The organism is Arthrobacter sp. CAN_C5 (assembly GCF_017875735.1).
In the GTDB taxonomy this organism is placed as follows: Bacteria; Actinomycetota; Actinomycetes; order Actinomycetales; family Micrococcaceae; genus Arthrobacter_D.
Genome location: NZ_JAGGMZ010000001.1, coordinates 1,072,038 through 1,095,754, shown reverse-complemented (window position 1 = coordinate 1,095,754; position 23,717 = coordinate 1,072,038). Strand labels below are relative to the sequence as shown.

The window sequence follows — 23,717 nt, the reverse complement described above, 5'->3', positions numbered from 1 at the left end:
GCAGGGCCTCGGCCGGGCACCCGGGTCGCTGCCTAGCGGCCAACCAACGCGTGGTTGGCCGCGAAGGCCGCACCGGCAAGAAAGGCCTTCGCTGTTTCCGTCTGCGGGTAGGCCTCCAGCAGCCGCCAGAAGGCCCTGTTGTGGGACGGTTCGATCAGGTGTGCCATCTCATGCAGGATCACATAGTCAACCACCCAGTCGGGCATGCCCTGCAGTTTGTGGGACAGCCTGATCCTCCTGCGTGACGGAGTGGCCGAGGCCCACCGGGAGTTCTGGTTTCTCACCCACCCGATCTTCAGGGGCTGCCCCCTACCCTGCAGGTAGTCCCGCGACAGACCGGCCGCCCGCTGCAGAAGCTCATCCGCGCACCCGGAGGCCCCGTCGCCATCCTCCGGCCGGGGCGCCTGCTGGTATTTGGACTGGAGCTTGGTGACCATCCGGTGCACCCACTCCCTCTCCTGCGCGGCGCTGAAGTGGGCGGGGATAGAGACGACGACGACGCCGTCGCGCAGGTCCGCGCTCACAGTGCGCCGCCGGCGCGCCGAGCGTCGGACTTCAACGGGTGGGTTGCCGGTCCCCGGCGACCAGCCATCGGCAGGCGCGGCGGTCATGAGGAGTTGCTGTCCGCGATAATACCCAGGACTGACTCGCCGTACTTCTCCAGCTTTGACGGCCCAATCCCGGCGAGACCGCCGAGGGACTCGATGGTTTCCGGTCGTGCCTCGGCGATGGCGACCAGCGTGGCATCCGTAAACACCACAAACGCTGGCACGTCGTTCTCACGCGCCTGTTCCAGGCGCCAGGCTCGCAGCGCCTCGAACGTGGCTTCCTGGTAGGTTGCCGGACAGTCAGCGCAGCGGCCGATCTTCCGCTCGGACCCGGAGCCCAACACCTTCCCGCACACCCGGCAGGTGGACGGGGCCGATACCTTGCGTGGCTGCCTGGCCTTCGGAGTGCGGTAGACCCGTTCGCCATCGGCGGTGGGGCGCAGCCCGTCGAGGAAGCGGGTAGGTTTCCGGCTGGCGCGCCCGCCCGGGGTGCGCGCGGTCGACCAGGACAGAGCCAGGTGCTCCCGCGCCCGGGTGATACCAACGTAAAGGAGCCTGCGCTCCTCGTCGACCGCTTCGGGCGTATCAGCGAAAGAGATCGGCATCAGGCCCTCGCTGAGTCCCACCAGGAAGACCGCGTCCCATTCAAGGCCCTTTGCGGCGTGGAGGGAGGCCAGGGTGACCCCCTGCACGGTGGGAGCGTGCTGGGCTGCGGCCCGCTCCTCAAGTTCGGCAACGAAGTCCTGCAGGGTGAACCCGTCCGCCGCCCGTGACTCGCTAAGCTCGTCAGCCAGTGCAACCAGCGCGGCGAGCGATTCCCACTTTTCCCGGACGGCACCCGAGCTGCCCGGCGCTACGGCTGTGTACCCAAGGCTGGCCAGGATGTCGCGGACCAGCTGGGGGACGTCGTCGGACCCGGCAGTCCGTGCACCGGCGCGCAGTTGCAGCAGCGAGTCCCGGACTTCCCGGCGCGCGAAGAACCGTTCACCGCCGCGCAACTGGTACCCGATCCCGGCGCTGGCGAGCGCCTGTTCATAAGCTGCGGATTGCCCGTTGGTGCGGTAGAGGATGGCGATTTCACTGGCCAGCACCCCGCTGTCCAGCAGCGCGGCGATCCGGCGTGCTGCCTCGGCCGCTTCGGCTTCATCATCACTGCACTCGGTGAAGAAGGGCTCAGGACCGGCTGGCCGCTGCGCGATCAGTTCCAGCGGGGTCGACCAGCTGGACGAACCGGGATGCCTACCGGTTTCCGCGGTCCGGGCCGCAAGTAGGTTGTTGGCGAGCCGGACCACCTGGGGCGTGGACCGGTAGTCCCGGACCAGCCGTACCACCTGGGCTCCCTCGTACCGACCGGTGAAGTCGAGCAGGTGACGCGATGTCGCCCCGGTGAACGAGTAGATCGTCTGGCTCGCATCACCGACGACACAGAGTTCACGCCGGTCACCGAGCCACAGGTCGAGCAGACGCTGCTGGAGCGGGGAAACGTCCTGGTATTCGTCAACCACGAAGTGGCGGTACTGGGCACGCACGGTGGCCGCGACCTTCTCGTCCTCCTGCAGGATGCCCACTGTGATGAGCAGGACGTCCTCAAAGTCGATCACATTGCGGTCGATCTTCAGGTCCTCGTAGCCCGCAAAGATTCGGGCCACGGTGGTGAGGTCCATGCCAGCGGGTTCCACCCGGCCGGCGGCCGCCGCTGTGTACCGCTCAGGGGTGAGCATCGAGACCTTGGCCCATTCAATTTCTGCCGCTACGTCCCGGATCGCCGCACGGTCGGTGGAAAGCCGCAACCGTCGGGCGGCCTCCGCGATCAGCTGGGCCTTGTGGTCGAGGAGGGCCGGGAGCGGGCCGCCCACCGCAGTGGGCCAGAAGTACTGGAGTTGGCGAAGTGCGGCGGCGTGAAACGTCCGCGCCTGCACCCCCTGGGCGGATAGGTCGCGAAGCCGGGTGCGCATCTCCGCAGCGGCACGTGCCGTGAAGGTGACGGCGAGCACCTGCTGTGGTTTGTAGACCCCGGTATGGACGCCGTAGGCGATCCGGTGGGTGATGGCCCTGGTCTTGCCCGTACCTGCACCGGCCAGAACACACAGTGGCCCGGTGAGGGTGGACGCGACTGTGCGCTGTTCGTCATCGAGGCCGGCCAGGATCCTCTCTTCGAGAGTTGTTTCCATGCCTATGGTTGACCCTCCGCGACGGACTCATCGAGGGGACCGCCGTACCAGTGCTCAATCAGTGCCCGGGAGACCGACGCCCCCGTGGGGACGCTGATGTCGCCGTCGCGCACCGCTGTCGCGAGTTCTGAGCGGGTGAACCACCTGACGTCCATGATCTCCACGCCGTCGGGCACCTGATTGGTATTCACGGCCGTAGCGATGAAGCCCAGCATCAGGGAGGCAGGGAAGGGCCATGGTTGTGAACCGAGGTACTGCGGCGAATGCACTTCGATTCCCGACTCTTCGGCGACCTCACGAATCACCGCGCCCTCGAGTGATTCACCCGGTTCAACAAACCCGGCGAGGGTGGAGAACCTTCCCTCCGGCCAGGCAGCAGCCGATCCCAGCAGGAGCCGATCGTCGTCGTCGACAACTGCGACGATGATAGCCGGGTCGGTCCGGGGGTAGTGGCCTGTGCCGTCGGTCGGGCAGCGACGCACCCACCCGCCCTCAACAACCTCGGTCAGCGTGCCACAGCGGGGGCAGTGGGTGTGTTTGGCATGCCAGTTGGCAATGGCGGCCGCCTGGACGAAAATACCTGCGTCCCGACCAGACAGGAGAGTCGCGGCCTCGCGCAGGCCCACCCAGCCGCCGTCGTCAAGGATGTCCGGGTCCACCGCGTCCAGAACCGCCAAAAGAATATGGGTGCCTTCGGTGACACCGCCATGGTCGGGCTCATCCGTGAGTGTCCTGCCGAGATAAATGGGCGTGTCCGGACGCTCCACCTGAGCCGAATCCTTCAGCATCAGCTGGCCGCCAACCACCGGTGACCGGCCCCCCGCAATGAACATCACCCGGGTGCCGGGTGCTCCCCACAGCTCATCCAGGAGCGCAGGGTCGGACCGGAGGGCACCGCCCCGGTCCAGGGACACCCGTGCCAGGGGGAGATTTCCGAAGGATGGCAGTGCAGGGATCCGGAGGGTTTCACTCATGGTTCTACGGTACGTTCTTGCTCCCCCAAAACACATTTCACAGGGCTTTTCGGCGGACGGTGGACGAGGTTCTGACGACTCGCCGCCCGTTACCACCCCATTATGGGGGTGTCAGCCCTACCGTTGAGGATGTGAAACGGACACCCATGGAACTCGCCGCGATTGCCAGCGCCGCCGTACCCGGGCTTACCCCCACCGGGGTGGCGGGCGTCCCGGACGATGCAGCAGACTTCGAGTCGGCGCTGTTGGTCGATGACTCGGGGAAGCAGTGGCGGGTGCGGTCACCGAAGCACCCGGACGCCTCCATGAGGCTCGAGACCGAACTTCAGGCGCTGAAGGCCTTCACCCCCGCAATGCGGGCAGAACTGCCGTTCCAGGTGCCCCACATCGCCGGAACCCTGCGGCACGGCGAGCTGTGTACGTTCGTGTACGCCCATCTGGAGGGGTCCCCCCGCGAGCTCGATGGCCTCGCCGCCGGAGGCCCCGAGATGGTCCGCGAGCTGGGACGGACCCTCGCCGCCATTCATGATCTTCCGCCGCTGCTGGTCCACAACGCTGATCTGCCCAGCTACGAGGCAAACGAGTTCCGTCAGCGAAAGCTGAACGAACTCGACCAGGCAGCCATCACCGGCCGGATCCCCGCCCACCTCCTGCGGCGCTGGGAACACGCGTTGGAGGACGTCACGTTGTGGCGGTTCCACCCAACTGTGGTCCATGGGGACCTGCATGAGGACAACCTGCTGATTTCGGCGGGCCGGGTGAGCGCCGTGACGGGTTGGACCGATCTTCGGGTGGGTGACCCCGCGGACGATTTCGCCTGGCTCCTGGCCGCCACGAACCCGCGTTTCGCCGTCGACGTCCACGACGCTTATCTCTCGGCCCGTGCCGACCCCGCCGACCCGCACCTGATGCGGCGTGCCGCGTTGGCTGCAGAGTTCGCCCTGGCGCAGTGGCTCGTGCGCGGCGTGGCCATGGACAACGCCGAGATGATCGCCGAGGCGGAGGACATGATGGCCACGCTCGACCGCGACCTCCAGGCGGAGGAAGCATCGGCCGCCGCCTACCTGGCAGCCCAGGAAGCCAACCGGGCAGCGGCAGACCAGGACCCTACCGGCGGCACCGACGATAGTGACCGTTACGACACTGACGGTTTCGACGACAGCGAGGATTACAACGACGGGGAAACATCCGACGACGGCGTTGACGGGCGGGATCCCCGGGACGGCGAACTCTCGGACGAGGACCACCTCGCCGGCACCACCCCCGAGGAACTCGTTGCCGAGGTGCACCCCGGGCAGGATCTCGCTGAGGAGAATCCACGGAATACAGTCTCCGCGTCCCGGGTTCCCGCCGAGGACACCGAAACCTCAGCGCTTCCCATCATCAAGTCCGACTAGCCTCGTGTGGCCCGCCGGGCCGGCCCCTTGTGGGGAGCCCGGGGTTCGGCCGTCGCCCGCTGAATGATGTCCTCCAGTCCCGCCTCGTCAGCCAGGTCGTAGGGACGAATGACGGTGTCCGTGCTCGCATAGTAGAACGCTGCCTGGACCGATTCCAGGGGAACCTCCTTCAGCCGTGCCCAGGCCAGCCGGTAGAGCGCTAGCTGCACCGATCGGACAGCGAGTTTCTCCCGCGACGGAGGGTTACCGGTTTTCCAATCGACCAATTCCCAGGTGCCATCGCCGTCGCTGAACACTGCGTCGATCCGGCCCCGGACCACCAGGGAACCCACCTTCGTTTCAATCGGCACTTCAAGCTCCACCGGCACCCGCTGCGCCCAGCTGGAGTCCTTGAACGTCTTGATCATCTCCTCCAGATCGAGCGCCTCGTCAATGTGCGAGTCCGCGCCCGGGGTCTCGCCGAGGTCCAGCATGCCGCTCTTACCGTAGTACTCCTCGATCCAGGAGTGGAAGGCAGTGCCACGACGCGCGGCCATTCCGGGACGCCGCGGTACCGGCCGCCGAAGCTGGCGTGCGACGGCGGCTGGATCGTCGGAGAGTTCCACCAGCAACGACGCCGATATATGCGCGGGCAGTTCCACGGCAGAACTCACCGCGTGGCGCGAATGCCGGGCGAGTGCCAGCCGGGTTTCCTCGGCCCAGCGGCCGCCTGGGGTCTGCGATGGGGCGTCAGTACCGGCGGCGTCCGGACCCGTACCTGCCATCTGCTCGGCAGCTGCGGCGAGAACCGCTGACGCAGCTGTCTCGACTCCCTGCCGCCGCGAACGCAGGGGATCCGCGGGCCACGCAGCCCGCGCCAGCACTGAGTTCGCTGGATTCGTGTCCCCCTCATCCTCCTCGGGCAGCCAGTTCAGGAGAGTGAAGCCAGGCTCACGCTGCTCGGCGAGTTCCCGCAGCTCGGTGAGATACGGCGACGGCGGCGTGGGTTTGGTCCGACCCCCACCCCATGCCGCCGAGGTGCAGACCAGGACGTACTTCGCTCGGGTGAAGGCCACATAGGCGAGCCGGCGTTCTTCCCTCTCGGCGTGGTAGCGGGCCTCCCCGGTGAAGTCTTTCTCACTGGCGATCCAGGACACCTGGTCAGGCTGTTCCCAATCCCACTGTGGAAGCTCGGCAGCGTCTCCACGGAGATTCCAGGGGATCGCCGAATCGCCGCTGCTCCACCGGGAGTCCGACCCACTGGGGAAGGACCCTTCGTTGAGGCCCGGGACGAGCACGACGTCCCATTCCAGCCCCTTCGCTGCGTGCACCGTCAAGAGTTGCACGGCGTCCCGGTTGGTCTCCAACTGGGTGACGGGCAGGCCGTCCTCTTCGGCGTCAGCCGCCTCAAGCCATGCCAGGAAGGCCGCGAGGTCAACCCGTTCGGCGGTCGAGCTGAACCCGGCCACCGCTTCGACAAATGCATCAAGATTCCGCCGGGCCTCGTGGATACCGACCTCGGGCTTTGCGGCCACCTCGATGTCGAGGAGGATCCGGCGTTCCACCTCGTTGATCAGGGTGGTGAGGTCATCACCGACGAAATCCCTGAGAACCCGCAGCTCATCGCGGAGCCGGGTCAGGCGGGTACGACCCTCGGCGCTCAACCCGCGGCCGCTTCCCGAGATCCAGTCGCTCGGCGGAAGCTGGTCGACCGCCTCGACCAGGCTGCCCGCTTCCACTGTGTCGGGCAGGACCACCGTGTCGGGCAGGACCACCGTCTCGTTCGGCTCATTGACGGCCCCCGAGCCGGGCGCTGCCTCAGCGCCGGAACCCTGGCCGGTCGCCGATAAAAGTCTGCGTCTGGCCAGCTGCCTGGCCCAGTCCCCGAGGGCCATGATGTCTGCGGCACCGATCCGCCACCGCGCGCTGGAGAGCAACCGGAGCAGCGAGTCCGACCGGTCCGGATCGCCGAGTACCCTCAGGACAGCCAGCACCTCCACAATTTCGGGGGTGCGGAGCAGTCCGCCCAGCCCGATGATCTGGACGGGGATCCCGCGCTGAACAAGTTCGGCCCTGATGGGCTCAAACTGCCGACGCCCGCGACAGAGCACCGCCACGGTTGGTTTGAGCCGGCGGCCGTCCCCGCCGCGCTCGAACGTTCGACGCCGGTGCTGGACCACCTGGTCCGCAAGCATTGCTGCCTCACCGGGAAGCGGGCCACCCTGATGTGCCACTGTCGCTTCGCAGAGAAACCGGCCCAGATACACCTGGCCCACGCCTGCCCGAGGTTTGGGTTCGAGTGGGGGAACGAACAGCGTGGTGGATCGGAGCCAGCTGGGGGTCTGGTTGAGTTCCGCGGCGACGGTGTTCGCTGCAGCGAGGATACTGGTCCCGTTGCGCCAGGCGACCGAAAGATTGGCCACCGGTGACGGACGGAGTCCCTCACCGACACTCAGCGGGAACGTGTGGCGGAAGGTGCCGAGCTGGCCCGCCGACGCTCCCCGAAACCCGTAGATCGACTGGTGGGGGTCACCCACTGCGGTGACTGCCCGCCCGTCCCCGAAAAGCTTGGAGAACAACACCATCTGGGCAAACGAGGTGTCCTGGAACTCGTCCAACAGCACCACCTTGAACTTGCGGCGCTCCATCTCGACAGCCTCAGGAATGTCACTGACAATCCGGGCCGCAAGTGCCACCAGATCTCCAAAGTCGAGTTGCCTGCGGGAGTGCTTGGCGTCGGAGTAATGCTCGACCAGCTCCGTGACGGTAATCCGGGTCCGCAGCTTGTCCAACAGTTTCGATACCGCCTGGGCCGGGCGGCGGGACGTACCTGCCGCGTACTCCAGCTCGCCCACGGCCGCGATCTGTTCCCGAAGAATCCCCCGCACCTCCGCGGGGGTGACCAGGTGCTCAGCGCATTCCCCGGCCATCGACAGGACAGCCTTCACCAGGGTGGACTTCGCGGCGCTGAAGTGTTCCCACTCCCCTTCGTAGGCCTCCACCACAGCACTGGATAGTTGCCAGGCCTGTGCCGCCCCCAACAGCACCGAGTCCCGTTCCACACCGATCCGTAGCCCGTAGTCCTGCACGATGGCGTTCGCATAGGAGTGATAGGTGGAGACACTGGGATCCAGGCGGTCCTCGTCGGCGTTGTCGTAGCCGGCCGCGTGCAGCGCCGGGTAGAGGGCGGCGAGCTGCTGCCGAATCCGGGTGGACAGCTCCCCCGCCGCCTTCTTGGTGAAGGTCACCCCCAGGATCTGTTCGGGACGTACCTGAGCGTTCGCCACGAGCCAGACCACGCGGTCAGCCATTGTCTTCGTCTTGCCCGATCCGGCACCCGCGATCACGAGCAGCGGTTCGAGGGGTGCCTCAATGATCGTGACCTGGTCGGGCGTCGGGTACTGCACCGGGGAGTCCGGGTCCTGGTGCAGCAATTCGGCGAGCTCCCGGGCGGAGAACCGCGGCGTGGGGCGACTCTCCGGCGCTTTGTCGGCAGGGGTCGGGGTTGTGACACTCGTCGGGGCCACCGGGCTGGTCATTCGGTCACCTGCCGACCCTCTGGGCACAGCGGACAGATCTCGGGGAGCCTGCACCCCGATCCGCCGTGACCCGAGCGTTTCGGATCGTGGATCGTGTCGAACTGCGCTGCGGACATCAGACCCGCTGCCTCCTCAATCATTTCCCTCGCCCACCGGTCGTCGGTGGATAGTGCTGGCTGTTGTTGAACTCCCGCCTCCTTGCGGGTGGTGCCGAGCTGAACCAGTGCCGCACCGCCGGATCCGGCGGCCTGCCCACCCGCCAGCGCCCCCTCGTTCAAGGCCACCTGGTAGGCAGCAAGCTGGGGGTGCTGTTGAAGGTCCGTCTGGGACGGCGAGGATTTCCCCGTCTTGAGGTCCACAATGACCAGACGGCCCTCGGCATCTATTTCCAGGCGGTCGATCTGTCCCCGTAGCCGCGCGACACGCTGCTCGTCCCCGACAGCGACCTCAAGATCGACCTCGAAGTCCACCTCTGTCCCGACCAGCGACCGGCCCGACTTACGCATCATCAGGACGTAGCCGGCGAGCTTCCGGACCATCTGTTCGGCCCGTTCGAAATCGATCTTCCCTTCCCAATTCTCCTTCATTCCCAGGGATGGCCACCGCCGCTGCAGCTCCTCGACATACTGGTTTCCGGTCGCCTCGGGATAGTCCTGGGCGATCCCGTGGACCAGCGTCCCCAGCGATCGGGCGAAGTCCATCGTCGGTTCACCACCGGCGGCTGAGACGAACCAGTTCAGCGGTGACTTCAACACGGCGTCGACCTTGGAGGGAGACACCGGAATCGGTTGGTCCACCGGCGCGACGGGCAACGTGGTGGAGAGGTCCAACAGGCCCCACCACCCGTTCGGATGGGCACCGGGTACAGCAGGCGAATGATTGACCATGGATCCCAGATGGCGCGCCGCTTCGGCTGCAAGGTCGGGGTGGGTGGGAGCCTGCTGAGCATACTTTCTGAGTTCGGCCACCAGGGCCCGGAGCGTCAGGGGCCGCTGGACCTCGGTGCGGGAACGCTCCAGTTGCCCTGGCGGGAGCGGATCCACCAGGTCGAGGAACGGGGACGGCTGCGCGACATCTGAAGCGACAGCGCAACAGATGAGCTCCTCGGCGGCCCGTGACACGGCGACCGAGAAGCTTCGCAGTTCATCGAAGCGAATGTCCTGCATCAGGATCAACGGGTCGCGGTGCCGCCGGAAGTCGGCTCCATGGTCCATCAGCGCTGTGAGCTCCCCCGACCCCAGCAGCTCCCCCCGCAGCCGCAGGTTCGGCCAGATCCCCTCCTGGATACCCGCCACGATAACCACTGGCCACTGCCTGCCTGCAGCGCTGGCCGGAGTGAGTAAGGCGACCGACTCCTGCTTTTGGGCACGCGGCGCCAGCGTGTCCATGGGAAGCTCTTGGCTGGTCAGATATTCCAGGAATCGTGCCGGCGGAGCACCGGGGACCTGGTCGACGAACCGTTCAGCGGTCTGGAAAAGTGCGACGACGGCGTCGAGGTCACGGTCCGCCCGGACCGACGACGGCCCTTCCGCCACCGCAGCGTCGGCCCATTTGGTGGACCACCCGGAGGCCTCCCAGAGAGCCCACAACACCGTCTCGGGGTTGGCACCGGGTGCGTCGAGCGCAGCGGTTCCAGCGGCAATCATGCGACAGATCCGCCGCGCCGCCGTTCCGCCCTGCAGCCCGGTGCCGAGCAGCCGGGCATCGGTCAGGGCTTCCACGAGCAGTTCGTCGCTGGTACGTCCGCGGCCGGACGCCACTTCCTCCTGGCGGAGACTCTGGCGGAGCCGACGAAGTTCCAGGGTCCCTGCTCCCCCGATCCGCGAGCAGAGCAGTGAAACGGCCACCTCGGCGTCGAGGTGGAGCTGACCCAGCACCACGCCGAAAAGGTCCAGAAGCGGCTTCACCGCCGGCTCGTCACGGATGGCCCGCTCGGCGGCGGGGACATTCACGGGAATGCCCTGGCCCGTCAGGTAGCGCTGGAACTCGTTCACCTGTGCGCCGGTCCGCACGATCACGGCGATGTCGGCCAGGCTTCGCCCGCCGAACAGCTGTGCCTCAAGGATGCGTTGGGCAACGTACCGCAATTCGTGGAAGGAGGAATCGACCAGGTGCGCTGATACCTTTGCCGCTCCCGCGGCGAGGACAGATCCTGTGCCTGGGGTAGGAGGCTCGAGCGTCCGGTACACCGGGGCGCCGCCCACCACCGAGATACGGGAGGCGACGTTTTGCCAGGCACTGGCAAGTGAACCCGACAACCGGTGGGAGGCTGTGAGCGCAACGGTGTGGAGTTCGGTGGTGCCCGTCAGGTCTGCGGCAAGTCTCCCCGTCAGCTCCGGGCGGGCACCCCTGAATCCGTGGACCACCGTGTCCGGGCAGGACGCCACCAGCACGTCGCGGTCCCGGGCCAGCAGGGTCAGCAATGCGTGGACGGCTGCGTTGGACTCCTGGTAGTCATCCACCAGTATCAGCCGCAGGCGGGCACGCTCCTGATCGAGGAACTCCTCATCGAACTCCAGCAGGTGCCGGGCGGCGGTCAGCACTCCGGCCGGGTCGAAGGCCTCGGGCATCCGTAGGTCCACGACGTCGCGGTACTCGCGGTACAGCTGCGCGCCCGCCGTCCAGTCGGGCCGGTCGAACCGGCGTCCCAGATCGGCCAGCTCGGCCGGGTCCATTCCGTATTCGCTGATCCGGTCGAAGAGCTCCCTGACCTCTTGCCTGAAACCCCTGGTTCCCAGCGCCAGGGACAGCCCGTCCGGCCAGCCCAGCGCGGTGGCCCCGGGGCGATTGTGCCCGTCCAGAAGTTCCTTGATGATGAGGTCCTGCTCAGCGCCCGAGAGGAGCCGGGGGCTGCGGACCAGCTCCGGCATCCTGCCGGCGATCCGTGCCCTACGGATCAGATCAAAGGCGTAGGAAGTCCAGGTCCTCGCCGGCGCAGTGCTGAGACTCCGGTTCAGGCGGGCGGTCAATGCATCACGCAACCGGGCGGCGCCCAGGCGCGAGGGTGCCAGCACCAACACTGTCGACGGGTCGAGGCCCTCCTCGTTGATCCTGCGCACGGCCGACTCGATCAGGACAGTTGACTTGCCGGTTCCTGGACCGCCGAGGACCAGCACCGGGCCACTGCCAGCACCCAGCTCAACGACCCGGAGCTGCTCGGGGCTGAGTTGGGGTAGTGCTGATGCGGGCGCCGCGGCGTCCGGAGCCGTCACCAGCCGTGGTATCGAATTCATGGCACCAGCTCATCACGGGCCACTGACATTTTCGACGCCGTCTTCTCCGCTGCCATGACTTCCACTGACGTGACGTCCGCAGCCGGGTCAGAGTACGCCGCGAGGCGGTCGCGGATGCCGTCGAGGATGGCCCGCTCCTGGGCTGTCGGCTGCCAGCGCCCTGCCCGCATGTCGATCGAGTACCCGTCTGGGGACGGTGCCCGGTCCGACCCCCTGCTGCGCAGCGGGGTGCCTTCTGCTTCGTAGCAGGGCAGCGCCCGTGCGCTGAGGCCGCGGGGTGGTTGCCCGCCTGCGCGGATAACCCGCCACCATGGGGAGCCGTCCCCGGATCGGGACATCGCGGCCCCCACCTGGCGCGGGCCGGACATTTCCAGGAGTTCGGCAATGTCCCCGTAGGACAACACCAGGCCGGCGGGAATCAGCCCCGCCACCTCGTACACCGCCTCAGCAAAGTCCCCGCGCATGAATTCCAGCCTAGCCGGAGGAACCTCCCCGAAAATGTCATAGCCGACCGATAGCGTCTTGAGGTATGGACAGTTGGCACCACCACCCACGCGCAGCATTTGACCTCGAAACCACCGGACGCGATCCGCAGCAGGCACGGATCGTGACCGCCTCGATCCTGCTTGTCGACGGCGACGGGGCGGTGCTGGAACAGCACGAGTGGATGGCTGACCCCGGCGTCGAGATTCCCGCCGAAGCCGCAGCCATCCACGGGGTCAGTACCGAACGAGCCCGCCGGGACGGTCACCCGATACAGCAGGTTGTTGGCCAGATCTCGGCAGTCCTCGGGCGGCTGTTCGCGGCGGGCATCCCGGTGCTCGCCTTCAACGCCCGCTATGATTTCACTGTGCTGGCCCGCGAAGGCTCACGTCACGGCGTGGAAGTGCCCCTTCCGTTCCCCGTGCTGGATCCCTACATCATGGACAAACAGGCGGATCGCTTCCGTCGCGGCAAACGGACCCTGACGGCCATGTGCGAGCACTATGGGGTGCCGTTTCAGAACGCCCACACCTCGGCCGCCGATGTGCTGGCCACGCTGCAGGTGGCAGCGGTCCTGGCTGTTCGTTTCCCCCACCTGCAACACCCGGCTGATGCGCTGCACGCATCGCAGGTGGTGTGGGCGGCGCGACAGGCTGAAAGCTTCCAGGAGTACCTCCGCCGCGAGAACCCGTCGGCAGTCGTCGAAGGGCGCTGGCCGGCGATCGCCTCCTAGCCACCGGGCCCCGTCGTCCCCACTTCGCCGCACCACCACCCGAGGCCCATCGAAGATTCTTCGAGGATAGGGACCCAGATCCCCCATCGACGGCGTCAGCGTGATGCGTAGCACTAAAGTTCAGTCACATCTTTCATGCGTGTGAAGATGGCTTGGGCGCTGGCCAGCGCGCCCGCCACCGGGATCCCAACAGGTCCTGGGGCGCACCTGCAACCGTGAGGGCCAATGATCACCGTCTCCGACCTGCGCAAGACCTACCGGCAGGGCACCCGCACCATCACCGCCCTGGACGGCGTTTCCCTGACAGTGCCGCGAGGGTCGATCCACGGCATCATCGGGCACTCCGGTGCCGGAAAGTCCACGCTCGTCCGGTGTCTTACCCTCCTCGACCGTCCCACCTCCGGCTCGGTGACGATCGACGGCCGGGAACTCACCGCGGTCCACGATTCCCAGATTCGCACCGCCCGACGCCGGATCGGCATGGTGTTCCAGCATGCAAACCTGCTGGATTCGCGGACAGCCGCCCAGAATGTGGCCCATCCGCTGGAGCTGGTGAAGACTCCGAAGGCCGAAATCGCCAGCACCGTGGCACGGCTCCTGGATCTGGTGGGCCTGGCCGGTTTCGCCGATGCCTACCCCTCACAACTTTCCGGCGGCCAGAAACAGCGGGTCGGGATTGCGCGCGCCCTGGCCTCCGACCCGGATGTGCTGCTCTGCGACGAGCCCACCTCAGCCCTCGATCCGACGACCACCGATGACATCCTGGACCTGATCCACAATCTCACCGACACCCTCGGGCTGACTGTGCTGATCATCACCCACGAGATGAATGTCGTAAAGCGGATCTGCGATTCGGTCTCCCTGCTTGAGGATGGACGCGTCGTGGAGCACGGCCAACTGCGGGACGTCGCCGCCCAGCTTGATGGAAAGCTGTCGCAGGCCCTCCTGCCGTTACCGGCGCACCGGCCGGGTGACCGGCCAGTGCTTGAACTGCTGCTAGCCGGTGAGGTCGCCTCCGGGCCCGTACTGTCCGATCTTGGCCGCCAGTTCGATCAGAGGATCAATGTGCTGGCCGGGAGTGTGGAGACGCTTGCAGACAGCCGGTTTGGCCGGCTCCGCATTGAAGTCGGGGAACTGGCGCCCATCGACGAGATGCTCGAGTACCTGCAGTCCCAGGGCGTCTCGGCGAAGGTGGCGTAATGGAATTTTTTGATCAGCTGTTCACCAACCCGGGCATTACCCGCGCGTTGCCCGAGGAATTTGCAGCGACCCTGCAGATGGTCGGCATCTCAGGGTTCTTCACCCTGTTGATCGGGCTACCCCTGGGTGTCTTCCTTTCCGCCAGCGCCCCCGACGGGCTCCGGCCGATGCCCCTGACCAACAAGGTGATCAGCGGCGTCGTCGTCAACATCACCCGTTCCATTCCGTTCGCCATCCTGATGGTGTCCCTGATCCCGCTGGCCCGGCTCCTGACCGGCACCTCGATCGGGCCGGTCGCGGCGTCAGTGTCGCTGAGCATCGGCGCCATCCCGTTCTTCGCACGCCTGGTCGAGACGTCGCTGAGGGATGTGAGCAGCGGAAAGATCGATGCCGCGCTCGTAATGGGGTCTACCCGGATGCAGGTGGTGAGCAAGGTCCTGCTTCGTGAGGCGCTTCCTGGCCTGATTGCCGCGTTCGCTACCACGCTGGTCACCCTGGTCGGCTATTCAGCGATGGCAGGAATTATCGGTGGTGGCGGGCTGGGACGGCTGGCCTACAACTACGGCCTGCAACGGTTCGACACCACGGTCATGGTGGTGGTGATCGTCATCATCGTGCTCATTGTGCAGGCCATCCAGCTTGCCGGCGACGCAGCCGCGCGCCGCGTTGATCATCGCTCGGCCGCGACAGCGGGAAGCGGCAGGCGGCTCCGCCGTCGGGCCGCCGTCCAGGTGGTCGGCAGCTAGCCCACCCGGTCACGAATCTTTTTTGCACGTCATCTCGAAAGGAAACCAATTCTGTTGCGCAAGCTACTTACCCTCACCATTACCGGTGTCGCTGCTTCCCTGGCCCTGAGCGCCTGTGGAGGGTCAGCCGATACCGAGGTCGTCTCCTCGCTGGACCCGGCAAACCCTCAGACCATCACCGTCGGCGCGAGTCCGCAACCCCACGCCCGGATCCTCGAATTTGTCGACGAGAACCTCGCCGAGGACGCAGGGCTCGACCTTGAGATCACCGAGTTCGACGACTACACGACCCCCAATATCGCGCTCAGCGACGGGGATCTGGATGCCAACTATTTCCAGCACCTGCCCTACTTTGAGAGCCAGGTCGAGGGCCAGGGCTACGAGTTCGCCCATGGTGAGGGTGTCCACATCGAACCGTACGCCGCTTTTTCAGAGCAGCACGGGGACGTCGCTGAGATCCCCGAGGGTGGACGTATTGCGATCACCAACGATCCATCCAACCAGGCCCGCGCGCTGACCCTGCTGCAGGATGCCGGGCTGCTGCAGGACATTGCCGAGGACGCGTCAGTGCTCGCGCTTTCCGACGAGCAGAACCCGATGGGCCTGGAGTTTATCGAGAACCAGCCGGAGCTGCTGCTGAACGACCTGCAGGATCCCAGCGTTGACCTGGCAATCATCAACGGGAATTACATCCTCGACGCCGGGTTGAGCACCACTGATGCACTGGTGGTGGAGTCGCTGGACGGCAACCCGTACGCAAACTTCCTGGCGTGGAACACCGCGTCGGAGGGCGACGCGCGGATCGACAAGCTGGAGGAACTCCTGCACTCCCCCGAGGTCAAGGCCCACATTGAGGAACAGTGGCCGAGCGGCGACGTCGCACCGGCTTCCTAGACAGCGCCTTCACCAAAGAACCCCGCACCCAGAGCGCTCATCGTCTCGGTGCGGGGTTCTTTGGTGTCTGCGTCAGCTTCAGCTGTCCGGCGTCGCTCGCGCAGCGGCCGCCGCGGCGGCGGGCAGAGCCTCGTAGATCCGGTTCAGGGCGGCGTCGTCGTGCGCCGAGGACAGGAACCAGGCCTCGAACACCGACGGCGGCAGGTAGACACCGGAGTCCAGCATTGAGTGGAAGAACGGAGCGTACCGGTAGGCCTCCTGCGCCAGCGCGTCAGCGTAGTTGTGCACACCGCCCGACGACGTACCGAAGGCCACGCTGAACAGGTTGCCGGCGCGCTGGATGGAGTGGTCTACCCCGGCCCGGTCCAGTTCGGTGGACAGTGCCGTCGACAGGGCCAGCGACGCGGAGTCGATGTGCCGGTAGACCTCCGGCGTCGCGGCGGTCAGCTGGGCGACTCCGGCGGCCATCGCCAGCGGGTTGCCCGACAGCGTGCCAGCCTGGTAGACGGGGCCGAGCGGGGCAAGGTGATTCATCACCTCTTCGCGGCCGCCAAGGGCCGCAGCGGGGAGTCCGCCACCGATCACCTTTCCGAAGGTCAGCAGGTCGGGGGTCCAGGCCTCGGCGGTGTCGGCCGCGCCACCGGTGAGGCCCCAGTACCCACCCGGGCCCACCCGGAATCCGGTGAGAACCTCGTCGACAATGAGCAGCGCGCCATGCGCTGCGGTGATCCTGGCAAGGCCGGCATTGAAGCCGGGGCCGGGCGTGACGACACCCATGTTGGCCGGTGCTGCCTCGGTGATGACCGCGGCGATTGAATCCCCGTGGTCGGCGAACGCGGCCTCAACGGCGGCAAGGTCGTTGTAGGGCAGGACCAGTGTCTCGGCTGCGGTGGCCGCGGTGACCCCGGCCGAGCCGGGCAACGCCAGGGTGGCGACGCCGGACCCAGCGGCGGCCAGCAGCGAGTCCAGGTGACCGTGATAGCACCCGGCGAACTTCACAATCAGGTTGCGTCCGGTGTAGCCGCGGGCCAGCCGGACAGCGGTCATGGTGGCTTCGGTGCCGGTGGAGACCATCCGCAACCGTTCCACGGCGGGCACCCGATTCTGCACCAGCTGCGCGAGGTCAGCCTCGGCCGGGGTCGAAGCTCCAAAGGATAGACCGTTGTCGGCGGCGCGGTGCACCGCATCCAGCACCGCCGGGTGGCCGTGTCCGAGCAGCGCTGGCCCCCACGAGCAGACCAGGTCGACGTATTCCGTGCCGTCGGCGTCGATCACGTGGGGGCCCTTCGCGGAGACCAGGAAGCGGGGGGTGCCGCCGACGGACCCGAAGGCCCTGACCGGCGAGTTCACACCACCCGGCATGAGGGTCTGCGCGCGGGCGAAGAGATCTTCTGAAACGGTCATGAGTGTTGCTCCTTCAGCCAGCCGGCAAGTTCGGCGGCCCAGTAGGTCAAAATGATGTTTGCCCCGGCGCGTTTGATGCCGAGGACCGATTCTTCGATGGCCCGGCGGCGGTCGATCCACCCGTTGGCTGCGGCGGCTTCGATCATGGCGTACTCGCCGGAGATCTGGTAGGCCCCGACCGGCACCGGGGAGAGCGCAGCGACGTCGGCCAGGATGTCGAGGTAGCTCATGGCCGGTTTGACCATCACCATGTCAGCACCCTCTTCGAGGTCCAACTCGACCTCGAGGAGTGCCTCGCGGCGGTTGGCGGCATCCATCTGGTAGGTGCGCCGGTCGCCCTGTAGCTGGGAGTCCACGGCTTCCCGGAACGGGCCGTAGAACGCCGAAGCGTATTTGGCGGCGTAGGCCAGGACGGCCGTCTCCTGATGTCCCGCCTCCTCGAGGGCCTGCCGGATGACCGCGACCTGGCCGTCCATCATCCCCGACGGCCCCAAGACGTGGGCACCGGCGTCCGCCTGGGCGACGGCCATCTCGGCGTAGACGGCGAGCGTCGCGTCGTTGTCGACAGTGCCGTCAGCGGCCAGGACACCGCAGTGCCCGTGATCGGTGAATTCATCCAGGCACACGTCACTCATGATCACGAGACCATCGCCCACCTCGGCGCGGACATCGGCGATCGCACGGTTCAGCACGCCCTCCGGATCCAGGCCAGCGCTGCCGGTCGCATCGCGGTGCGCGGGAACACCGAACAGCATGATTCCGCCAACGCCCAACCCGACAGCTTCCGCTGCGGCGCGCTTCAGGGAGTCGGTGGTGTGCTGTACCACCCCGGGCATCGACGAAATAGGGTGGGGGCTGGTCAGGCCCTCCCTGATAAAGGCTGGCAGCACCAGCTCGGCGGGGCTGAGGCGGTGCTCGGCGGTCAGGCGGCGCAGCGCCGGCGTGGTCCGCAACCGACGGGGCCGGTGTTGGGGGAAACTCATGGTGCTCCTTCTCTCTTGCACTTAGCCTGTCACGATTGGAAGTGGTCCCGCGACGGCGACGGCGACGGCGTCGGCGATTCCCGCGGGGGTCGGCTCGGCGGCCACGGAAGCGACGGGGATGCCCCACCGCACCGCTTCCGCAGCTGTGCTGGCACCGATCATGACGGCGGCGAGCCCGGCCGGAAAATCCTTCCCGCTGGGTCCGGGACGTTGCTCGCTCAACCTGCGGACGGTGCTCGGTGAGGTGAACACCACCGCGTCGACTGCGCCGTCGGCCACGGCCGCCCAGAAACCCGCCGGATCCAACTCGGTCTCGGTCGACGCTGGTCGCGGCACACCCCGTTCGGAGGCCAGCGAAATCTCGGTGGTCAGCCGCTGCGCAGCCACCGCCGGGTAAGCGACCGTTCGGTAGGCAATGACCCGGAGCACATCCCAGCCCTGTTCCCTGAGTGAACGCTCCAGGGTGTCAGCCGCGAGGTCGGCCTGCGGGAGCAGGACACGGCCCATGGGTGGCAGCATGCCCAGGGCGGCTGCCAGCCCGGACGCCGAGCTTTCCTGGCCGGACCGCCCGGGCACCAGATCCACCCGGTAGCCTTCGGCTGCCAGGGCACTGGCGGTGGCCTCCCCGACTGCCGCAATGCGGGTGTGACGGGGAATCCCACCGGGGAGATCCAAACCGAGGTGGGCCGAGCGCTGTTTCAGGGCGCGGACCGTGGTGCTGCTCGTCACGATGAGCCAGTGATACCCGCCCTCGCGCAGGCTACCCAGGGCGGCATCAAGCGGTGCAGTGTCCTGGGGAATTTCGAAGTCAATAAGCGGCAGCAGCTTCACCGTCGCCCCCCGGGAGGTCAGTTCCCCAACAATCAGCCCTGCCTGGTCTGCCCCGCGCAGCAACACAGTGCTGACACCATCAAGCGGCAGCGCACCGGAGGCCGGGGCTGGAATCATTGAGCGGTCAACGGCGCGATGGTGGCGGCGCCCGCAGCGAGCAGGTCCTCGGCGAGCCCCACACCCAGCGCGTCGGCGCCGTCAACGGACAGGTCCCGTCCCGAGCGGGCCAGACGGAGCAGTTTCGTCCCGTCGAGGCTGCACACCACTGCCTGCAGGGCGAGGACCCCGTCGTTGACGGTGGCGAGCGCCCCGATGGGGGCACTGCACCCCGCCTCGAGCCGGCGCAGGACGGCCCGCTCTGCTGTGACCGCCAACCGGGTCCGGGTGTGGTCGTAGTCGTGCAGGGCCGCGGCGAACGGTGAATCCCCGGCGTCGCCGGTCCGGCATTCGACGGCCAGGGCACCCTGGCCGGGAGCCGGCAACATGACGGCCGGGTCGATGAGTTCGGTGATGTGGGAATCGCGGCCGAGTCGGAGCAGCCCGGCCGCTGCGAGTACCACGGCGTCCAGGTCCCCGGGTCCCGATTCGCTCAGCCCGGCCACCCGGGCCAGCCGGGTATCCACGTTGCCGCGGATGTCGATGACGTCCAGACCCGGCCGGGCGGCCCGCAACTGCGCAGCCCGGCGGGGCGACCCGGTTCCCACGGTGGCGCCGTCGGGCAGGGTGGCCAGGGTCAGTCCGTCGCGGGCGCACAGCGCGTCCCGGGTGTCGGAGCGTTCCGGAATGGCAGCTACCGTCAACCCGTCGGCAAGGGTGGTCGGCAGATCCTTCAGGGAGTGCACCGCAAGGTCACAGCGGTCAGCGAGCAGCGCGTCCCGGAGCGCGGCGACGAACACCCCGGTCCCGCCGATCTGGGTGAGGGATCCCTTGTGGACGTCCCCTTCGGTGCGGATCCGGACCAGTTCGTGCTGCGCCCCGCTCAGGTCACTGATCCGCTCGGCGACCGTGGTGGTCTGGGTGAGCGCCAGCGCGCTGGCGCGGGTGCCTACCCGGAGCGGCTGGGTCACGCGCCCGGCACCGTCCCCGGTACACCGACCGTCGAGTCGGCGGCGGCCACCGTGGGCTTGGGCCCCCGGCGGTTGGCGCAGCAGTTGGGCCGGCACACGTCGAACCAGGGTCCCAGGTTCGTTGCGGCGGGCCGTTCGGTGATGTTGTTGTCGACGGTCCGTTCGCAGATCAGGTCTACCAGACCGGCGACGAACTTCTCGTGGGTTCCCGGGGTCGGCACCCGCTCAGCGAGGACGCCCAGATCGGCGCAGGTCTCCAGGGCCTCCGTGTCGAGGTCCCACTTCACTTCCATGTGGTCGCTGACGAACCCGAGAGGAACGATCACGACGCCCTTGGTGCCGGCAGCGGCGAGGTCCTTGATGGCGTCGTTGATGTCCGGCTCAAGCCACGGCACATGGGGGGCTCCGGAGCGCGACTGGTACACCAGCGACCAGTCGACGTTGGCCGACGTCGGGATGCGGTCCAGGACCGCCTGCGCGGTGGCCAGGTGCTGGGCCACGTAGGCGCCCTCAGCATAGGCGGGGCCGCCGTCGGCTTCGCCGTTGACCCGGGGGCCGGCGGCGTCGGCGTCACCGGTGGGAATCGAATGGGTCGCGAACAGGATGTGGATTGGCGCATCAGCCTCCCCGCTGTCGGCGAGCTTCCGGCGCAGCGCGGCCAGGCCATCGGTCACCCCTTCAACGAAGGGCTCAACGAAGCCGGGGTGGTCGAAGTACTGCCGGACCTTGTCCACCTCGAGCTTCCCGTCGAGGCCGGTTTCCACCAGGGCCATCCCCAGGTCCTCGCGGTACTGGCGGCAGCTGGAGTAACAGGAGTAGGCGCTGGTGGTGACGGTCAGCACGCGGCGGTGGCCGGCGTCGTACGCCTCCTGCAGCGTGTCAGCAATGAACGGGGCCCAGTTGCGGTTGCCCCAGAACACCGGCAGGTCGATCCCGCGGCTGGCCAGTTCGGCCTCCATCGCCGCTTTCAGCGCACGGTTCTGCGCGTTGATCGGGCTGATGCCGCCGTTGGCACGGTAGTGGTGCGAGACCTCTTCGAGCCGTTCGTCGGGGATACCGCGGCCCCGGGTCACGTTCCGGAGGAACGGAATGACATCTTCCTGGCCTTCGGGTCCGCCGAAGGAGGCGAGCACAATAGCGTCGTAGTCCTTCGGCGCCATCCTGCCATTGTCGTCAACACCGTCGAGCGGGTGAAATGCCTGTGCGGTCATAGGAGCACCTCTGCAATCCCGGCGGTATCAATCCGCCGTCCGGTATAAAAGGGAATCTCGTCACGAACATGGCGTCTGGCCTCTGTCTCACGCAGGTGGCGCATGAGGTCAACGAGGTCAACCAGTTCGGGTGCTTCAAGGGCCAGGATCCACTCCCAGTCGCCGAGGGCGAACGAGGAGACGGTGTTGGACAGGACCTGCGGGTAGTCGCGGCCCTTCAAGCCGTGGTCGTACAGCATTTCCCGGCGTTCTTCCGATGGCAGGATGTACCAGTCATAGGAGCGGACAAACGGGTAGACGCAGACCCATTCGGCCGGCGCCACGCCTCGTGAAAAGGCCGGCGAGTGGCTCTTGGAGAATTCGGCGGCCCGGTGGACTCCCATTGCCGACCAGACGATCTCGGCGGCTGCGAACTCGGCGGTCCGACGGATCTTGCGGACCGCTGCCTGCAGCGCTTCGGGCTTGGATCCGTGGAGCCAGACCATGACGTCGGCATCCTCACGCATCGCTGACACGTCATAGAAGCCGCGCAGTGTCACACCGTCAGCGTCGAGGGAGGCGACTACCTCATCGAGAGATCCGGTGGCGGAGGGCTGCGTGACGGCGCTGCGTTTGAACACCGTCCACAGGGTGAAGTACTGCTCTACCGCGGCGTCGCCGTCGGTGGCTGTTGAGGAATTCTGCGTGTGCTCCGTGCGGGTTTGCTCACTCATGGTACTAGTCTGCCCCGCCGCAATGAGCAAACCGAAATTCAAAGGTTCTACTGCGCGTAGAAAGTCGCGAACATCACAATGCGGCCACGTTGCCGACCGCTAGGTGAGCCGGTCGGCGAGCGCTGTCGCCCGGACCCGTGCGTCGTCGATGACGGCGACCAGGCCGGTGCCCGCCAGCCAGGCACCCGTGATCTCCAGGTTCCGTTCGGCGGCGGCGGCGGCACGAACCCGTGCCACCAGGTCCCGGTGTCCCACCGACGCGTGCGGGAGGGCACCGTTCCAGCGGACCACCTTCCACCCCACCACGTCGTCATCGGCAATCGGGGTCTCGAGCAGGGCCGACGCGTCGGCGAGCGCCTGCCGGTACAGGCTGTCGTCGTCGGCGACTTCCTCCCCCACCTGCCCGGCCCTGCCATAGGACAGTCGCAACACGTGCGAGCCCGGCCCTGCCTGGTCGGCCAGCCACTGCCATTTGGCGGTGGCGTGGGTGAGGGCTTTGGCGCTGACGCCCTCGGCCCCGGCAGCCACCAGGACCCCCGTCCCCCGGGGATGCGCGTCGAGTTCCGGGACGTCGACCACGAGGGTCACCAGTGCAACGCCGGGAACGGCCCGGGGACGGTCGGCGAGGAGGCGCGGCAGCGCGTCGCCCAGCAGGTCGACGGCGCCGGGCCCATCCACTGCCATGACGACGGCGTCGGCCTTCACCGTGGACTCCGCGTCGGATTCCGTGCTGGAAACTTCTGCACTGGCGGGATTCGTGCTGGTGGATTCCGTGCTGGTGGAAACGCTCGTCGTGATTGTCCAGCCGATCCCGGAACGGGCGATGCTGCGCACCTCGCTCCCGGGGCGCAGGTGGACTCCGGCGGCCCGTAATTCGTCGGTCAGCACCCGGGTGAGCTGGGCCATTCCTCCGCTCAGTCCACCAACCGCTGATCCGGCTGGCGCAGCGGCACGCATGGCACCCACTGCCGCGCCGAGTGACCCGTGTTTCTTCATCATCTTGCGGAGGCCCGGCGCCACCGAATCGACGTCCAGGTCGTCGGGGTCCGCCGAAAATACTCCGCCGACCACTGGGGCAACGAGGCGGTCGAGGACGTCGACTCCCATGCGGGCGCGCACCACCTCACCGAGGCTGACGCCGTCGTCCTTGTACAGGCTCCCGAGGGGCAGCACCCGGTCAAGGGATGCCCGCAGCGCTCCTGCGCGGCCAATAGCGTTGACGATGTCCGGGTCGAGCACGTCTGCGGGAATACCCAGGATGCCGCTGCGGGGCAACGGCATTGCGCTGTGCTGCGGATCCTTCCCGGGGAACTGAATCCAGGCGCCCACCGGGTTGGGCGTGACCAGCAGATCTCCGAGTCCCAGCTCACGCGCCAGCGCCGGGACTGTCTCCGACCGGGTGGAGTAGGACTCGGCACCACTGTCCAGCCTCAGCCCGGCGACCTCATGGTCAGCGACGCAACCGCCGAAACCCGCCGAGCGCTCAAGGACAGTCACGTCCAGGCCCCGCTCCGCCAGCTCGCGGGCAGCGACCAGCCCGGCCATTCCGCCACCGACCACGACGACGGTCCTGGCCGCCGGCTGGCGGGAAACAGTGGTGCGGTGCGGCAT

The 23,717-nt window shown here is 67.3% G+C and carries 18 protein-coding genes; 5 read left to right on the top strand and 13 right to left on the bottom strand.

The window, feature by feature from the left end; genetic code table 11:
• Positions 1–32: 32 nt before the first annotated feature.
• Genes H4V95_RS05260 through nudC form a run of 3 tightly spaced genes read right to left on the bottom strand, consistent with a single transcriptional unit; the run spans position 33 to position 3,693 of the window.
• Positions 33–611, bottom strand: a complete 579-nt coding sequence (locus H4V95_RS05260; protein WP_209729129.1) for a M48 family metallopeptidase — start codon at positions 609–611, stop codon at positions 33–35.
• Positions 608–2,719, bottom strand: a complete 2,112-nt coding sequence (locus tag H4V95_RS05255; protein WP_209729128.1) for an ATP-dependent DNA helicase UvrD2 — start codon at positions 2,717–2,719, stop codon at positions 608–610. The genes H4V95_RS05260 and H4V95_RS05255 overlap by 4 nt, the downstream gene beginning before the upstream one ends.
• 2 nt (positions 2,720–2,721) lie before the next feature.
• Positions 2,722–3,693, bottom strand: coding sequence for an NAD(+) diphosphatase (gene nudC, locus H4V95_RS05250; RefSeq protein WP_196865647.1), 972 nt, complete (start codon positions 3,691–3,693; stop codon positions 2,722–2,724).
• A 131-nt stretch (positions 3,694–3,824) separates the two neighbouring features.
• Here nudC and H4V95_RS05245 point away from each other — a divergent pair, with 131 nt between their 5' ends.
• On the top strand, positions 3,825–5,090 hold the full coding sequence (locus H4V95_RS05245) for a macrolide 2'-phosphotransferase (protein ID WP_312883953.1): 1,266 nt from the start codon (positions 3,825–3,827) through the stop codon (positions 5,088–5,090).
• Here the strand turns inward: H4V95_RS05245 and H4V95_RS05240 are convergent.
• From H4V95_RS05240 to H4V95_RS05230, 3 genes are read right to left on the bottom strand one after another with little or no spacing between them, the layout of a single operon-like run.
• A complete protein-coding gene (locus tag H4V95_RS05240; protein WP_209729125.1) occupies positions 5,087–8,608 on the bottom strand; it encodes an ATP-dependent DNA helicase in 3,522 nt (1,173 codons plus the stop codon). The two genes, H4V95_RS05245 and H4V95_RS05240, sit on opposite strands and share 4 nt — an antisense overlap.
• Positions 8,605–11,841: an ATP-dependent DNA helicase gene (locus tag H4V95_RS05235; protein WP_209729123.1), complete on the bottom strand. Its 3,237-nt coding sequence runs from the start codon at positions 11,839–11,841 to the stop codon at positions 8,605–8,607. Before H4V95_RS05235 ends, H4V95_RS05240 begins: the two co-directional genes overlap by 4 nt.
• Complete coding sequence (locus tag H4V95_RS05230) at positions 11,838–12,305, bottom strand: MGMT family protein (protein ID WP_196865644.1); 468 nt, start codon at positions 12,303–12,305, stop codon at positions 11,838–11,840. Before H4V95_RS05230 ends, H4V95_RS05235 begins: the two co-directional genes overlap by 4 nt.
• Before the next feature lie 65 nt (positions 12,306–12,370).
• On the opposite strand from H4V95_RS05230, the gene H4V95_RS05225 reads away from it, so the two are divergent.
• The 4 genes from H4V95_RS05225 to H4V95_RS05210 all read left to right on the top strand — a co-directional run bounded on the left by H4V95_RS05225 (position 12,371) and on the right by H4V95_RS05210 (position 15,897).
• Complete coding sequence (locus H4V95_RS05225; protein ID WP_196865643.1) at positions 12,371–13,057, top strand: 3'-5' exonuclease; 687 nt, start codon at positions 12,371–12,373, stop codon at positions 13,055–13,057.
• A 225-nt stretch (positions 13,058–13,282) separates the two neighbouring features.
• Complete coding sequence (locus H4V95_RS05220; RefSeq protein WP_196865642.1) at positions 13,283–14,257, top strand: methionine ABC transporter ATP-binding protein; 975 nt, start codon at positions 13,283–13,285, stop codon at positions 14,255–14,257.
• On the top strand, positions 14,257–15,003 hold the full coding sequence (locus H4V95_RS05215) for a methionine ABC transporter permease (RefSeq protein ID WP_209729120.1): 747 nt from the start codon (positions 14,257–14,259) through the stop codon (positions 15,001–15,003). The genes H4V95_RS05220 and H4V95_RS05215 overlap by 1 nt, the downstream gene beginning before the upstream one ends.
• Positions 15,004–15,057: 54 nt before the next feature.
• A complete protein-coding gene (locus H4V95_RS05210; RefSeq protein WP_209729118.1) occupies positions 15,058–15,897 on the top strand; it encodes a MetQ/NlpA family ABC transporter substrate-binding protein in 840 nt (279 codons plus the stop codon).
• Between the two features lie 78 nt (positions 15,898–15,975).
• Here H4V95_RS05210 and hemL read toward each other — a convergent pair whose 3' ends face one another.
• The 7 genes from hemL to hemG form a co-directional block, all read right to left on the bottom strand.
• Entirely contained in the window at positions 15,976–17,301 is a 1,326-nt protein-coding gene (gene hemL / locus H4V95_RS05205; protein WP_209729116.1) for a glutamate-1-semialdehyde 2,1-aminomutase, read from the bottom strand.
• A complete protein-coding gene (gene hemB, locus H4V95_RS05200; protein ID WP_209729114.1) occupies positions 17,298–18,284 on the bottom strand; it encodes a porphobilinogen synthase in 987 nt (328 codons plus the stop codon). The genes hemL and hemB overlap by 4 nt, the downstream gene beginning before the upstream one ends.
• Positions 18,285–18,305: 21 nt before the next feature.
• Positions 18,306–19,232, bottom strand: coding sequence for a uroporphyrinogen-III synthase (locus H4V95_RS05195; protein WP_209729112.1), 927 nt, complete (start codon positions 19,230–19,232; stop codon positions 18,306–18,308).
• Complete coding sequence (hemC, locus tag H4V95_RS05190; protein ID WP_196865636.1) at positions 19,229–20,182, bottom strand: hydroxymethylbilane synthase; 954 nt, start codon at positions 20,180–20,182, stop codon at positions 19,229–19,231. The genes H4V95_RS05195 and hemC overlap by 4 nt, the downstream gene beginning before the upstream one ends.
• On the bottom strand, positions 20,179–21,393 hold the full coding sequence (locus H4V95_RS05185) for a ferrochelatase (protein WP_209729110.1): 1,215 nt from the start codon (positions 21,391–21,393) through the stop codon (positions 20,179–20,181). Before H4V95_RS05185 ends, hemC begins: the two co-directional genes overlap by 4 nt.
• A complete protein-coding gene (gene hemQ, locus H4V95_RS05180; protein WP_209729108.1) occupies positions 21,390–22,106 on the bottom strand; it encodes a hydrogen peroxide-dependent heme synthase in 717 nt (238 codons plus the stop codon). Before hemQ ends, H4V95_RS05185 begins: the two co-directional genes overlap by 4 nt.
• Before the next feature lie 99 nt (positions 22,107–22,205).
• Positions 22,206–23,717: a protoporphyrinogen oxidase gene (hemG, locus tag H4V95_RS05175; RefSeq protein WP_209729107.1), complete on the bottom strand. Its 1,512-nt coding sequence runs from the start codon at positions 23,715–23,717 to the stop codon at positions 22,206–22,208.